This is a genomic window from Stenotrophomonas sp. 85239_Sma, assembly GCF_056481725.1.
The window spans coordinates 1945022-1959874 of sequence record NZ_CM151163.1; the positions used below are offsets into that span (position 1 = coordinate 1945022).

A 14853-nucleotide genomic window follows, 5' to 3' on the forward strand; every position below is an offset into this window, starting at 1 on the left:
ACCGTCGGCGGCCGTCGGATGCTTCGCCACGATCTTCATCGTGGACCTGGCAGGGTACCGCTGGGGTTTGGTTGAAGAGTCCGGTGCGGCCGAAATTCAATTCAATGCCATCTGCCTAAAAGCTGATTGAGGGTGATCGATGCGAGCGTTGTCACATTGTGGGCTCGCAAGACTGGATAGGATCGAGCGGCGAACAAGATGTTCGTGATTGAAGAAACGGAGCATTTTCGTGAAATCGAGTCTTCTGAGTATTTCTTTGCTTCTCGTAGTTGGTGGCGCGCCCGTCGCCCATGCAAGCGGGACTGACCTTGCATCCGTGGCGAATGCGGCGGTGCAGATGGATCCCAGTCTTGCTGTGCCGGCGGGTGTCACGCTGGCAGAACTGCATCGCCTCTATCACCCCAAGCAAAACTCGCACATGATCGTTCACTACGACATTGCATCGTGGTTGCGATCGGGATTTATCGACGAAGGTGTCATTGGATTTGTCTCCTCGACTCCTTTTGAGGGTGGTCATGCGATCAGGGCGTGTTTGAGCCACACGCCGTATGACGATTTCACCTCAACTGACATGAACTGTGAGGGGCAAGTCATTCCTCCCTATCGAGGGATTATCGGCTACCTTTCGACGGTCCAGTTGCCAGGAACCGCGCCACTGTATCGATGCGCTTATGCCTGGAAGGGAAAGTTGCGTCATTTCGACACCCGCGATATCGGCTGCGAAGGAATCTCGGGCGCCCATAACGATGGGCCGCAAGGCTACGTCTTCATGTGATTGAGTAGCCGCCTGGCTGTTGGCTTGGTGGCTCACCCTACGGTCGCCCGTTCGAATCGGGCCGGGGTCACCATCCACGCGCCGTACGGGGCGCCCGTCTTCGAGCGCTACAGCAGCTCCAGGCCGCGCAGCACCTCCGCCACGCGCGCCTGCTCTTCACCGTGCAGCCCAAGCAAGGGCCGTGGCAGGCAGTCCTCCGCACACAGGCCCATCAGCGCCGCTGCGCATGCCATGACGCGGATGCCGCCGAAGCGGTCATACAGCGCCCAGAGCGGCGCCAGCCTCGCAGACAGGGCCTGGGCCGTCCATGTCGCCCGCGCCGGCCGCGCGGGTGATCTGTTGCGCCACCTCGGGGAACAGCCCGCCGGTCACCGAGTACCAGCCATCGCAGCCGGCGGCCAGGCCCTGCACGGCGGCCGCGTCGCCGCTGATGCCCAACGTGACGTGCGCCGGAAGATGGGCGCGTAGTGCGGTGACGCGCGCTGCTGCTTCTGCAGGATCGTCGGACAGGCGTGGAAGCTTGATCGAGGCGATGTTGGGCAGGGCGGCGATCCGCCCATGCAGGTCATCGCTGAAACGGAAGTGGGTGGTGCCGGGATTGTCGTAGACGCAGATTGGGCTGCGCACTGCCGTGCACACCGATTCGAAGAGCGTATAGACCTCGTGTTCCTTCAATGGCTGGTAGGACACCGGTGCCAGCAGCAGGCCGGCCGCACCGGCATCCTCGGCATCCTTTGCCAGAGCCAGCACATCGCGGGTGCGCAGCGCACCGATGCCAACGATGACCGGGACGGCGCCCGAATGGGACAGGGCTTCGCGCAGCACGCGCATGCGCTCGGCGTTCTCCAGGTAGGCGTAGCTGCCGGTGGAGCCGAGCACGCCCATGGAGTCCACGCCAGCGGTGGCCAGGCGCTCGACCAGCCCGGCGAAGGCGCGCAGGTCGATGCCCGATTCGGTCATCGGCGTAAGAGGAAAGGCGCTGAGGCCGTGGATCATGGCGAACCCCGAGGGCAGAAGGAAAGGAGAGGGCGTCAGGTGTGGCGACCGTGGATGATCGGAATTGTTTATTGTCCTAGGACAAAATTCAAGCGCTGCCCTGTAACGTGATTTGGTGGCCAGGATCGCGCACCATGGCGGCCATCCTTGCTCGCGCGCATGCCATGACTGAGTGCCTTCACCCCGTGCAGCCCCCGCACTACGCCGTCATCGGCGCGTGGCTGGATTCGGCCAGCGCAACCCAGCGCTGGGCAGGCCCCGGCGTACCGTATCCACTCGCGCCCGATGCATTCGCGCAAGCACTGCAACTGCAGCAGCGGCCGGGGTGGGTGCTGCTGGATGCGCGCGGCCACTGCGTTGGTTTCGGCCAGTACTGGCCAACGACCTCCGGAACGCTGCACCTGGGCCGCATCATCGTTTCGCCGCAGGCACGCGGGCGTGGACTGGGCCGTGTACTGATGCAGGCGCTGATGGGGCAGGCGTTGCAGTCCGCCGGGGTGGAGCGGCTGACCCTGCGTGTCTATCGTGACAACGTCGCGGCGATGACCCTGTACCGCGACCTTGGTTTCCAGTCGATGGAAGACGCTTCGACGCCGGAACTGCTGTTCATGCAGCACCGTGCCGGCTGAGTCGTGATCATGCACGCAGCAAGGTGGTAGCTTTCTGCTCCTGCCGTTGCTCGCGTGTGATGCAGCTGATGTGTTCGGTGCGGTGGTTGGCGAGGAAGCGGTTGAACTTGTCCCCCTCAGCATGCTGGAAAATGCATCTGCTCCGTGTGGCCGGCGATGGCAGGTTGTCGGCGAACTCGCCGATACCGACCTTGCTGTCGGGTCCGATCAGGATGCCGATACAGCCGACGGCGGGACCATCCTCGCGACGTTGCAGTGCATGGACGTCATGAGCACCCGCATTGCGTGCCATCGCCGCTGGAGGCGCCGCTGCTGCAGGGCTGGCTGCAGCAGCTGATGGACGCACAGCACGCGGGTGGCCGCTATCGGCACGTGATGCGGCGCAACCTGTTGCAGACCTTTTTCCTGAAGTTCGCCACGCTGCTGCCGGTGCAGAAGGCGGCAGCAGCGCCGACCGCCAGGTGGTATTGGAGATCAAGGCGCTGCTGAGCTACAGCGAGCTGCCGATCGGGCGCATCGCCGAGCGGTTGTGTTTCGAAGATGCGTCCTACCTGTGCCGCTACTTCCGGCGGCACACCGGGCAGTCGCTGACCGGCTACCGCCGTGCGGGGCAGGGCGGTGCTAGTGGGATACGAACAACGGTGCCGGAACTTCGGACAGCAGATCCTCGGTAACCCCGCCGAGCACGCGCTCGACCACCCGGCTGCGGCTGTAAGGGCCCAGCACCAGCAGGTCGGCCTCGGCATCGAGGACATGCTGGCGGATGGTTGCGGCAACACCGCCCTGTGTTGAACTGATCGCCTGGATCTCGACCTCGACACCGTGCCGGGCCAGGTGCTGGGCCATCTCGGCACCGGGCGTGGCATCGGCCTTGGGCGTGTCGACCATCAGCAGGTGCACCGCCTGCGCGCGCGCCAGCAACGGCAGTGCATCGGCTACAGCGCGACGGGCCTGTTTGCTGGCATTCCAGGCCACCACGATGCGCCGGCCGACCTGTTCGCCTTGCCAGTGCGGCGGCACCAGCAGCATCGGCACGCCGGTCTGGCGCAGCGTGCCCAGCGGACGCCAGCCGGAGGGCGCGCCGGGCGTGTGCGGATAGCCGGCGATGATCAGGTCGCAGTACAGCGATTGCAGGGCCAGGTCGGCGCCACCGAGATAGTCCGAGACGATGCGCAGTTCGGTGCTGATCTGCAGCGGCTCGGAGGCCGCGCGCAGGTTCTGCATGAGCTGTGCGGTGTAGGCGGCATCGGCACGTGCTTCATGGTCGAGTGCGGCGGCGATGCCCGCGCCGCGGGCGAAACCGTTGGCGATGTCGGTGGGATGCTGGGCGGTGGATACCGCAACCAGGTGTGCCTGCTGGGCCTGCGCCAGATGGGCGGCGATGTTCAGTACGCGGTCCCCGGTGTCGCTGGCATCGAACAGCACAGCGATGTCGCGTAGTGGATGCAGCATGGCGTTGTCTCCTTCGATGCCTGTGACGCGTTCCCTGCCATGCACCGACCCGGGTGCACCGGACGCGCCTCCGTTGTAGCGCATCCGTGATTCCAATGAATCATTTGTGATTCAGTTTATTAATTGATGATTCATGCTAGCGTGAGTGGACCCCGCCTCCAGGCCCCTCCATGCGACCTGCCGCAGCACGTACACGCCGCGACCTGCACCACGCCCTTGCTGCCACCCTGGTCAGCCATCCGCGCTGCACACTCAGCGAGCTGGCCAGTGGCGCCGGTATCAGCCGGGCCACGCTGTACCGCTTCGCACCTACCCGCGAAGCGATCGACGAGGCGTTGTTTGCTGCGGGCTTCGAGCGGCTGGAGGCCGCAGCCACGTGGTTCGACGGGGATGCCGATGCGATGCAGGTGCTCGAGCAGGTCACCCACACCCTGCTGGCGGATTGGGAACTGGTGACGCTGCTGTTTGCACGCATGATGGAAGAGCAGCAGCGGCAGGGTGACCTGCACCTGCTGCCCGAGCGCTGGGCGCCGATCGGCGAGCGTTTCGAGGCATTTTTCCTGCGCGGCCAGCACGCAGGCGTGTTCAACGTCGAATTCAGTGCAGTGTGGTTGGCGGACTTCTACTTGACCTGCTTCTACGGCATCACCTGGTCACTGGCGCGCGGTCGGCTGGCACCGGCGATGGCCGCATCAACGTTGCTGGCGTCATTCCGCCATGGGGCAATGAAGGGCTGAGTGCGAGGCCTGTGGCGCGTATCGCGCCGTGATGGATGGGCGCTTCAACGTGCGCCGAATTTGCGTGGCGTCTTGCCGGAAAGGGCATTCGTGCTGCCGGAATGGTGCACTGCGTGCCGCTATCGGGTTGCTACAACTGTGGTCGTGAAAGCGTGCTCGATTCCGCGAAATTAAATGAGACGTTCATCACGTTATTGTTGCAGTGCGGTATCGTAATCGCAGAACTTTACACCTGACCAACGGGGTCCAGGGACGGTTGTAGTGGCCATGGAGCCGGCAGAACGCGCGTTCGCGCGTGTCGCCAGGCGCATGAGTTCGTCCCAGGTTACCCACCGAACTGCGGCCCCGTGCGGGCCGACCGGGGAAATCACCATGTGGCAGTCGACGACGTCGCGCATTCGCGCGGGCGGTGGATGCGTTCATCCTGAAAAAAACCTGCAGCACCTGCACCCTCGCCGCTGGATGGCGATCGTCGTGCTGATGCTGCTGGCGATGGCGTTGCCATCGCTGGCGTCGGCGGCGGCCTATGCGACCGGCGGCAGCAGCCCCTACCGCAATACCGTGTTGTGGCTGACCTGGGGCGGCGGCGCGAATGGCGTCGACAACATCGTGCTCAACGACGGTGCCACTTCTTCCATCGACATGCCGATCGCTGCCGGGGTGAACCTGCGCGTGGACTGCCGGTTGAATACCGCCGAGACCAACGTGCTGCGCAGCTATCGCCCGGGCAACTGGCGTGGCGACAGCCTCGATGACCTGTACAACATCGGTGGCACGGGTACAGCCAACCAGCTGATCGCCGGCATCGCGCGCACGGCCGGCACGTCCAGCTTCAGCATCACCTGCACCTCGACCATGGGCGGTGCGCCGTACCGCCTGCGTGGCGTGGTGATGGCCGACGCCGAGTCGATCAACAACAGCGGCGAGTTCGTCGAAGCCAGCGCGCAGGGCACGTGGAACGTGGTGGAGGTCCGCAAGAACCTGGCCAACAGCACGCCCTACCTGGTGAACAAGTCGACCAGCGGCGGCAACCAGGTCATCCGCTTCGGTCCGGGCAACGACGACAACACGGCCGCGGTCACCTTCCTCAGTTTCGACAACGCCGCGCATGCGCCGGGCAACCTGGCAGTGAACATGGGCTTTTCGATGCGCGGCGGCGGCACCACCGCCATCGCCATCGGCCTGCTGGTGCCGTATGCCGACTTCGGCGATGCACCGCAGAGCTACGGCGACGCCATGCACGTGGTGGACGATCTGCAGTTCCGCTCCGACGGTATTCCGCAGGGCAGCAGCAACTTCAACATCAACACCGCCGCCTATGCACCGGGTGGCCTGGCGCCACCGCTGACTGATTTCCTCGGCAGCCTGGGCCCGGATACCGAGCAGAAGAGCAGCTACAGCGCTGATGCACTGGGCGATGACAACTTCCCGCAGGCGGGAAGCCGCGAAGAAGATGCGTGGCCGACCAGCTACCGGTTGACGGTGATGCAGGCCGGTACCCAGATCAACCAGCCGGTGGCCTGCGTGGGCAATGGCAGCGTGGCGGGCTGGATCGACTTCAACCGCAATGGCACGTTCGACGCCAGCGAACGCAGCACGACCGCTGCCTGCAGTGGGGGCCAGGCCAACCTGGGCTGGACCGTGCCCACTGCGGTCAGCGCAGGTACCAGCTATGTGCGGCTGCGCTACGCCACCAACGCGATGCAGATCCAGAGCCCGACCGGCGTGGCCGACGACGGCGAAGTGGAGGATCACCGCATTACCATCACCGCGCCTGCACTGAAAGTGGTGAAGAGCAACAACGCCACCGGGGGTGTATGGAACTACGGCCAAGCCGGCACCGAATACACGCTGACGGTGAGCAACACCAGCGATGTGCCGACCGGCAATCCACCGAATGTGCCCGCCGGCCCGATCATCGTGCGCGACCAGCTGCCGGCCGGTATCGTGCCGAACTGGACGGGCGCGCACGCAAGCGGCAACTGGAGTTGCACCGCAAGCGGCCAGGACATCACCTGCACCAGCAACCAGGTGCTGGCGGCGGCGGGCAGCGCCGGCTCGAGCTCGGTGTTCACGCTGCCGGTCACCGTGACCACCTCGGCGTCGGGCGTGCTGACCAACCACGCCAGCGTGGGCGGTGGCCACGATCCGTTCAACAACGGCACGCCGCCGGCGCCGGGCAGCAGCTGCACCGATGCCGACCACTGCACGCGCAGTGACGTGACCGTGCCGGTGACGCGCGTCAGCTATGCCAAGCGTTCCAATACGGCTGGCCCGGTGGCGGTGGGTGCGCCGGTGAGCTACGCCGTCGACGTTACCGTGGCCGATGGCAATACCCGCGATGTGCTGACCCTGACCGATACGCTGGGTACCGGCCTGGATTTCGCCAGTGTCAGCAACGCCGGTCCGTTCACCTGCAACGCGGCCAATCCGCTGGTGTGCACGCTGCCGGCCGGCACCGCGCCGGGCACCTACAGCCTGAGCTATACGGCCACCGTCAATGCCCAGGCCAGCGGCCAGGTGGTCAACACCGTGGTTGGCACCGGCACTGATACGCCCACCTGCAGCAGCAACTGCACCACCACCACGCCGGTGGCAGCGCCGAAGATCTCGGTATCCAAGGCCAGCAGTACGACCGGTCCAGTCGCGGTGGGTGACAGCGTCGCCTACACCGTTACCGCGGTGGTGGCCGACGCGCGCACCACGGCAGTGACCACGCTGACCGATACGCTGGGTACCGGCCTGGACTTCGGCAGCCTGACCAATGCCGGCGGTTTCAGCTGCGTGCCGGGCAACCCGCTGGTGTGCACGCTGCCGGCCGGCACGGTGCCGGGCAGCTACGCGTTCTCCTATACCGGCATTGTCAATGCGCAGGCCAGCGGCCAGGTGCGCAACGCGGTGGTGCCGAGCGGCACCGACAACCCGTCCTGCGTGGGCAGCTGCGATACCACCACGCCGATGGCCAGTCCACAGGTGGTGTACGCCAAGCAGGCCTCCACCGACGGCCCGGTGCGGGTCGGCGACCGCATCGACTACACACTGAGCGTAACCGTGAGCCGTGCGCGTACCACCGGCGTGGTCACCCTCACCGATACCCTGGGCAACGGCCTCGACTTCGCGGGCGTGGGCAGTGCAGGAACCTTCACCTGCAATGCCGCCAATCCGCTGGTCTGCACGCTGCCAGCGGGCACCGTGCCCGGCACCTACAGCCTCACCTATGGCGCTACCGTCAACGCACAGGCCAGTGGCAGCGTGCGCAATGCGGTGCTCGGCAACGGCACCGACACCCCGTCGTGCAGCGTGAACTGCGATACCACCACGCCGGTGGCAACGCCGGGGGTGAGCTATGCCAAATCGGTGAACAGCACCGGTCCGGTTTCCGTTGGCGATCGATTGACCTATACCCTGACCACAGTGGTGGCCAATTCGCGTACCACCGCTGTGGTGACGTTGACCGACACCCTCGGTGCCGGGCTGGACTTCGGCGCGGTGACCAGCGCCGGTGCCTACACCTGCAATGCCGCCAACCCGCTGGTGTGCACCTTGCCTGCCGGCACCGTGCCGGGCAGCTACAGCCTGTCCTACACCGCCGTGGTGAACACGCAGGCCAGCGGCCAGGTCACCAACGCGGTGCTGGGCAGCGGTGGTGACAATCCGTCGTGCACGGCCAACTGCGATACCACCACGCCGGTAGCCGGCAGCGAGATCGACTACCGGAAGACCTCGGCCGCTGCCGGTGCGGTGAAAGTGGGTGACAGCATCGCCTACACGCTGACTGCCGTGGTCGGCCGATCGCGTACCACTGCGGTGTTCACGCTGACCGATACCATGGGCCCGGGCCTGGACTTCGGCGCGGTGACTGCCAGCCAGGGTTTCAGCTGCAATGCGGCCAACCCGCTGGTGTGTACATTGCCGGCCGGTACCGCGCCGGGCACCTATACGGTGGATTACACCGCGAAGGTGAACGCACAGGCCAGGGGCAGCGTCAGCAACGCGGTGCTGGGCAGTGGCACCGGTACCAATACCTGTACCAGCAACTGCGGCACCACCACGCCGGTGCTGTCGGCGGTGGTGACTTACCACAAGCAGTCGAGCACGGCGGCGCCGATCGATATCGGTGATGCGGTGGACTACACCGTCGAGGTGACGGTCGCCAATTCGCAGACGCTGGATGTGGTGACCCTGACCGATACCCTGGGCCGCGGCCTGGACCTGCAGTCGATCACCCAGCCCGGTCCGTTCACCTGCAACGGCAGCAATCCGCTGGTGTGCACGCTGCCGGCCGGTACCGTGCCGGGCACCTATACGCTGGGCTATCGCGCACGGGTCAATGCGCAGGCCACCGGCAGCGTGCGCAATGCGGTGCTCGGCAGTGGCGGGGATACGCCCACCTGCAGCGGCGACTGCAGCACCGAACATGCATTGGCCGACCCGCGCGTGGTGCTGGAGAAGCAGTCCGGCCCGGCCAGCGGCACCGACGTGCGCCCGGGCGACCGCCTGCGCTACACCCTGGTTGCGACCGTTGAACGCGCCGCCCTGCGGCAGCCGCTGCAGCTGGTCGATACGCCCGACGCTGGCCTGAGCATCGAGAGCCTGCCCACGGGATGTGCGCAGCAGGGCGCGGACATCGTCTGCACGGTGCCGAGCGGTACACCGGTTGGTCGCCACGAGTATGTCTACCAGGCGATCGTCAACCAGGAGGCGCGTACCCAGGTGCTGAACCGCCTGCGCGGCCAGTATCCGGACGGTTCACCGCCACCGGAGTGCACGACCTGCGAAACGCGCCACAAGGTGATCTCTGATTTCTCGCTGCGCATCACCAAGACCGCCAGCCCGCGCCGGGTGAAGGTGGGCGACCTGGTGCGCTACCAGCTGGTGGTGGAGAACGTGGGAGGCAGCCACTGGCGCGATGGTGTGGTGGTCGATACGCCGCCGCCGGGCTTCAGCTACGTGGATGGCTCGATGCGCGTGGCCGACGATGACGGTGCGTTCGCGCTGGCCAGCAGCCAGTCGCCGCTGCGCATCGGTGCGGTGGATATCGCGGTCGGCCGCAGTGCCACCATCACCTACCTGCTGCGGGTGGGCGCCGGCGTGCGCGCCGGCAACCATGTGAACCAGGCGGTGGCGACGGCCGATGACGGCAGCCCGTTGTCGAACGTGGCGACCGCCGAAGTGGCGATGGATGCCGATCCGCTGCTGGAAGACAGCCTGGTGTTCGGCACCGTGTTCGATGACCGCGATGGTGACGGTTGGCAGGACAGCGCCGAGCTGACCGGTGTACGCGTGCAGGGCGGTTTCGCGGCCCCTGCATATGTGGCGGGCTCGACCACGCTGGATCGGGGCGACGGCCCGCAACCGCTGGCCGATGCCAGTGCGCCCCTGCTGCACGGCGTGCAGATCGGCGTGGTGCATGGACGCGCGTCGACCTCCGACAGCGCCGAGGCGCACCAGGTGGTGTTGCGGCAGCGCCTGCGCGAGCTCGCCTTCAGCGATGACTTCGTGCTGGAAAGCGCGCAGGGGCATCGCCTGCGGATGGATGCGCAGGGGGCTACTCGCGTGCAGCGCAGTGGCGATGCCGGCAAGGGCCTGACCGCCGCGGCGCCGACCGTGCGCCGCGAGGTCGCACGCGTGGCCGATGGCTACGAGGTGGCCTATGTGATCGGCAACGAAGGCATCCAGGAGCAGGGCATTCCCGGGGTACGCCTGGCCACGGTGGAAGGCCTGCTGGTGGAGACCGATCCGTTCGGCCGCTACCACCTGGCCGACGTGCACGGGGGCGATGCGCGGCTGGGGCGCAACGTCATCATCAAGCTGGACCCGGCCACGATACCGGCCGGTGCCGAGCTGACCACCGAGAATCCGCTGTTGCGGCGGGTGACCCAGGGTGTGCCGACGCGCTTCAGCTTCGGCGTGCGCCTGCCGCCGTCGCCACAGGCAGCGGCCGAACGCATGGAGCTGGCATTGGGCGAGGTGCTGTTTGCCCCGGGCAGCAGCGAGCTGCGCGCCAGCTATCGCCCGGTGCTGGTGAAGATGGCCGAAGTGGTGGACCGCTACCAGGGCGGTGATGTGGTGATTGCCGCCAATGGTGAAAGCCAGGTGCTGGCCTTTGCCCGTGCCGCAGTGGTGCGTGATGCCCTGCAGGCCGAGGTGACCGAGCGTGCGCGCGCTGGCCTGGCCGTGCAGCTGCGCACCGATGTGCAGGACCCGCATTCGCTGCTGGCCGGTGTTGATGCCGGTGGCGCACTGCTGGGCAACGTGTTGTTCGACACCGACAAGGCGGTCGTGCGCGAGGAATTCAAGCCGCTGCTGGCGGCGATCGCCGCGCGCCTGGAGAAGATGGGCGGTGGCCAGGTCAGCCTGGTTGGACACACCGATGTACGCGGCAGCCATGCCTACAACCAGGCGCTGGGCCTGCGTCGTGCCGATGCCGTGTTCGAGGCGTTGCGCGCTCAGCTCAGCCCCGCCGTGCAGCAGCGCCTGCGCGTCCGCAACGAGGAGAGCGCCGCCACCCGTGCGGCGGCCCGCCAACAGGAGGCCCGCCGATGAGCGCGCATCACACCGCTGCCCGCCGTGCGGCCTGCCTGCCGCGAGCGGCCTTGTACCAGGCAATGCTGCTCGGGCTCGCCGGCGCCGTCCAGGCCGCGCCGCCTGCCGCCGAGCCGGCACCGATCCACTGCGACGGCAGCCAGTGCAACGCCGAAGGCGAACTGCTGTTCCGCCTGCGTTCGCGCAGCTACGACGAACCGGTGACCGAAGGGACGTCGGTGCACTCGACCTCGCAGGCACTGCAGCCGGATCGGCGGGTCAGCCTGGCGATCGATGAACCGGGCAAGGCGACGGTACGTGGCGAGTTCATGATCCGCCTGCCGGAAGGGGGCGCGATCTGGGCCACCGAAGACCCGGCGATGGGCCAGCCCGAGCTGTCGGTGTCGGCGCCGGGCATGGTCGCTTTCGACGAAGGCCGGATCGTGCGGCCGGTCGAGTTCTACGTGCGCGGCAACTACACCGCCTTCATCAAGCGCCTGGAAGTGAGCCTTTACCGTGGCAGCGATACCGACCGGGTTGCGCCCCTGGCGCAGTTCGAGCTGCCGGTGGCTGCGGTCGCGCAGGGCAGCTGGGATGGCACGCTGCCGGCGTCGACGCCCCTGCGTCGTGGCGACCGCCTGGTCTACGTGCTGCGCGCCTTCGACGCAGAGGGCAATGTTGATGAAACCACCGCGCAGTCCATGCAGCTGGTGACCCCGGCGGAGTTCGAGCGTGGCAACCAGCAATTGCGTGATGCGCTGGAGGACCGCCGCGGGACCGCGGTGGATGCCAACCAGGCAGCGTCGTTGTCGCTGCTGCAGCAGGTGTTCGACAGCAACGGCCTGCGCCAGCAGAACATCCCGGTGTACGGTTCGCGCGTGCGCCTGCGTGGACGTGACCTGCCGCTGGGCGCGGCGCTGAAGATCAACGGCGCCAGCTATCCGCTGGACCAGGATCGCAAGTTCGCAGCCGAGTACCTGATGCCGATCGGTCACCACGTCTTCGACGTGCGCGTTGAACGGCCGGATGCACCGGCCATCGCGCGCACGCTGGAAGTGGATGTCAGCGGCCAGTACCTGTTCGGTGTCGGCCTGGCCGACATCACCGTGTACCAGAACAAGGCCAGTAGGGCAGGGCAGGACCTGGCCCGGGGTGGTCGCAACGATGATGTGCTCAGTGACGGCCGCCTGGCCTTCTACCTGAAAGCCAAGACCCGTGGCCGCTACCTGCTGACCGCGCAGGCCGACACCCAGAACCGTCCGCTGGACGAACTGTTTACTGGTTTCACTACCGCCGATCCGCGCGATCTGTTCCGCAGTCTTGACCCGGACCTGTATTACCCGACCTATGGCGATGATTCGCTGACCCAGCGTGATGTCGACAGCATGGGGCGCTTCTACCTGCGCATGGACTGGGACAAGAACCAGGCGCTGTGGGGCAACTACAACACCGGCCTGACCGGCACCGAGTACGCGCAGTACGTGCGTTCGCTGTATGGAGCGGCGTTGTCGTGGCGATCCCGTGGCGCCAATGCCTGGGGCGATGCGCGCAGCGAACTGCGCCTGTTCGGTTCGCAGGCCGAGACCGCGCCCGGCCACAGCGAGTTCATCGGTACCGGCGGCAGCCTGTACTACCTGCGCCATGCCAGCATCCTCAGTGGCTCGGACCAGGTGGTGCTGGAGATCCGTGACCGTACCACCGGCCGCGTCGAGCAGCGCGTGCCGATGGTGCGCGGCGCCGACTACGAGATCGACGCATTGCAGGGTCGCATCCTCCTGACGCGGCCACTGGCCCAGCTCAGTCGCGAGAACCTGCGCCGGATCAGCCGGGACGTGCCACTGGACGGCTACGAGCAGCGCCTGATCGTCGACTACGAATGGGTACCGACCGGGTTTGACAGCGACGACATCACCGCCGGCGTACGTGGCAAGCACTGGTTCGGTGATCATGTGGCGGTGGGTGCGACCTATGTGGACGAGCGGCGCGCCGGCCAGGACTACTCGCTGAAAGGGGCGGACCTGACCCTGCAGGCCGGCCGAGGCACCTACCTGAAGGTCGAGCACAGCCGCAGCGAGGCCACCAGCGCGCCCGTGTTCTTTTCCGACAACGGCGGCCTCAGTTTCAGTCGCCTCAATCCTGAAGGCCCGCGCGAAGGCGAGGCGAGCGCCGTCGAGGCCCGCGTCAATCTGCGCGAGCTGGGCTGGACCCGGCGCGACTGGAGTGCCGGGGCCTGGTGGCGCCAGGTGGACGGCGGCTATTCGGTCGGGCGTTTCGACACCGGCCAACGCGTGCGCGAGCAGGGTGCCGAACTGCTCGGCTATGTGACCGACGATTTCAGTGTGTATGCCCGCTACAGCGAGGCACGGCGGGGCGCGGAGTCGCTGATCCAGGCGCAGGCCACCGCCGAATGGCGGATCGGCGAGAACGATCGACTGTCAGCCGAACTGCGTCGGGTGCAGGAGGACCGGGGCAGCGGTAGCAGCGTCGCAGGTGTACTGGCTGCTGCACGTTATACCCATCGCATCGGAACCTCGCTGGATATATACGGCGGAGGCCAGCTGACGGTGGATGACGACCATGGCCGCTATGCCGACAATGATGCGGTGGTGGCGGGTGGCACCTGGACCTTCGCCAATCTGTCCACGATCGGCGCCGAAGTCAGTGACGGCGATCGCGGCAGTGCCGCACAGGTCAATGCCGAGTACCGGCTGACCCCGCAGCACAGCTTCTATGGTGCGTTCACCCAGTCCACCGACCGCAGCGAGTACGACCCGCTGTTCAACCCCAATGCGCAGGATGGATGGACGCTGGGCCAGCGCTGGCGCCTGTCCGACCAGGTCAACGTGTTCAATGAAAGCCAGTTCCTCAAATCCGGGCAGGACTCCGGGCTGGCGCACACCTTCGGCATGGACTTCTATCCGGCGGTGGGCTGGAACGCCGGCTTCACGCTGAGCAACGGCAAGCTCGATGCCAGCACCGGGCAGGTCGACCGCAAGGCGGTGAGCCTGTCCGGCGGGCGGACCTCGCCGGGCACCGAGTGGCAGAGCAAGCTGGAGTGGCGGCGCGACACCGGCGCGGAGCGGCGCACGCAGTGGGTGAGTACCAATCGCCTGAGCCATCGGCTCAACGACAGCTGGCGAATCGCTGCGCGCTTCAACTATGCCGACACCGATGATGCGATCAATCCGGTGGCGGGCGCGCGTTTCATCGAGGGCAACCTGGGCTTCGCCTACCGACCCTGGGACAACGATCGCTGGGCGTTGTTCGGCCGCTATAGCTATCTGTATGACCTGTCGACAATGGGGCAGGTGAATGGTTACGACTACGACCAGCGGACCCAGGTGCTGTCGCTTGAGGGCGTGTACCGCATCGACCAGCGCTGGGAAGTGGCGGCCAAGGCGGCCCGCCGCGAAGGCGAAGTGCGCTATGGGCGCGGTACCGGTCCGTGGTTCGACTCGGCCACCCGCTTCGCGTCCGGCCAGCTGCGCTACGACCTGTACTACCAGTGGCATGGGCTGCTGGAGTACCGGCTGCTGGATGTGCGTGACGGCGGCACCCGGCAGGGTTGGCTGGCTGGTGTCGACCGCGATATCGGGCGCAATTTCCGCGTCGGCGTGGGCTACAACTTCACCGACTTCAGCGATGACCTGACGAAGTTCGACTACACCCACCGCGGCTGGTACCTGAACCTGGTGGGGCGCTATTGAAACGGCAGCCGAGCGTGGGCTCGACGCTGCAG

At 66.5% G+C, this 14853-nt stretch carries 11 protein-coding genes; 7 read left to right on the top strand and 4 right to left on the bottom strand.

The window, feature by feature from the left end; all coding sequences use genetic code 11:
• Positions 1–229 precede the first annotated feature (229 nt).
• Positions 230–775, top strand: a complete 546-nt coding sequence (locus tag ACYKG1_RS09230) for a hypothetical protein (protein WP_478472469.1) — start codon at positions 230–232, stop codon at positions 773–775.
• A 107-nt stretch (positions 776–882) separates the two neighbouring features.
• On the opposite strand, the gene ACYKG1_RS09235 is transcribed toward ACYKG1_RS09230, so the two are convergent.
• Together ACYKG1_RS09235 and ACYKG1_RS09240 are read right to left on the bottom strand one after the other, a co-directional pair.
• Positions 883–1008, bottom strand: a complete 126-nt coding sequence (locus tag ACYKG1_RS09235; protein ID WP_478472470.1) for a hypothetical protein — start codon at positions 1006–1008, stop codon at positions 883–885.
• A gap of 22 nt (positions 1009–1030) precedes the next feature.
• Complete coding sequence (locus ACYKG1_RS09240; protein ID WP_478472471.1) at positions 1031–1771, bottom strand: dihydrodipicolinate synthase family protein; 741 nt, start codon at positions 1769–1771, stop codon at positions 1031–1033.
• A gap of 164 nt (positions 1772–1935) precedes the next feature.
• Between ACYKG1_RS09240 and ACYKG1_RS09245 the strand changes: the two genes are divergently transcribed.
• Positions 1936–2400 carry a GNAT family N-acetyltransferase gene (locus ACYKG1_RS09245; protein ID WP_262083821.1) on the top strand — a complete coding sequence of 155 codons (465 nt, stop codon included), beginning with the start codon at positions 1936–1938 and terminating at the stop codon, positions 2398–2400.
• A 7-nt stretch (positions 2401–2407) separates the two neighbouring features.
• On the opposite strand, the gene ACYKG1_RS09250 is transcribed toward ACYKG1_RS09245, so the two are convergent.
• On the bottom strand, positions 2408–2692 hold the full coding sequence (locus ACYKG1_RS09250; protein WP_262083820.1) for a hypothetical protein: 285 nt from the start codon (positions 2690–2692) through the stop codon (positions 2408–2410).
• Here ACYKG1_RS09250 and ACYKG1_RS09255 point away from each other — a divergent pair.
• Positions 2686–2889: a hypothetical protein gene (locus ACYKG1_RS09255; RefSeq protein WP_262083860.1), complete on the top strand. Its 204-nt coding sequence runs from the start codon at positions 2686–2688 to the stop codon at positions 2887–2889. The genes ACYKG1_RS09250 and ACYKG1_RS09255 overlap by 7 nt on opposite strands.
• A complete protein-coding gene (locus ACYKG1_RS09260) occupies positions 2862–3074 on the top strand; it encodes a helix-turn-helix domain-containing protein (RefSeq protein ID WP_478472473.1) in 213 nt (70 codons plus the stop codon). Before ACYKG1_RS09255 ends, ACYKG1_RS09260 begins: the two co-directional genes overlap by 28 nt.
• Here the strand turns inward: ACYKG1_RS09260 and ACYKG1_RS09265 are convergent.
• Positions 3022–3852: a universal stress protein gene (locus ACYKG1_RS09265; RefSeq protein ID WP_478472475.1), complete on the bottom strand. Its 831-nt coding sequence runs from the start codon at positions 3850–3852 to the stop codon at positions 3022–3024. The two genes, ACYKG1_RS09260 and ACYKG1_RS09265, sit on opposite strands and share 53 nt — an antisense overlap.
• 170 nt (positions 3853–4022) lie before the next feature.
• Between ACYKG1_RS09265 and ACYKG1_RS09270 the strand changes: the two genes are divergently transcribed.
• From ACYKG1_RS09270 to ACYKG1_RS09280, 3 genes are all read left to right on the top strand, one after another.
• On the top strand, positions 4023–4589 hold the full coding sequence (locus tag ACYKG1_RS09270) for a TetR/AcrR family transcriptional regulator (protein WP_478472476.1): 567 nt from the start codon (positions 4023–4025) through the stop codon (positions 4587–4589).
• A gap of 462 nt (positions 4590–5051) precedes the next feature.
• Entirely contained in the window at positions 5052–11135 is a 6084-nt protein-coding gene (locus ACYKG1_RS09275; protein WP_478472477.1) for a CshA/CshB family fibrillar adhesin-related protein, read from the top strand.
• A complete protein-coding gene (locus ACYKG1_RS09280) occupies positions 11132–14821 on the top strand; it encodes a TonB-dependent receptor (protein ID WP_478472478.1) in 3690 nt (1229 codons plus the stop codon). The genes ACYKG1_RS09275 and ACYKG1_RS09280 overlap by 4 nt, the downstream gene beginning before the upstream one ends.
• Positions 14822–14853: the final 32 nt, after the last annotated feature.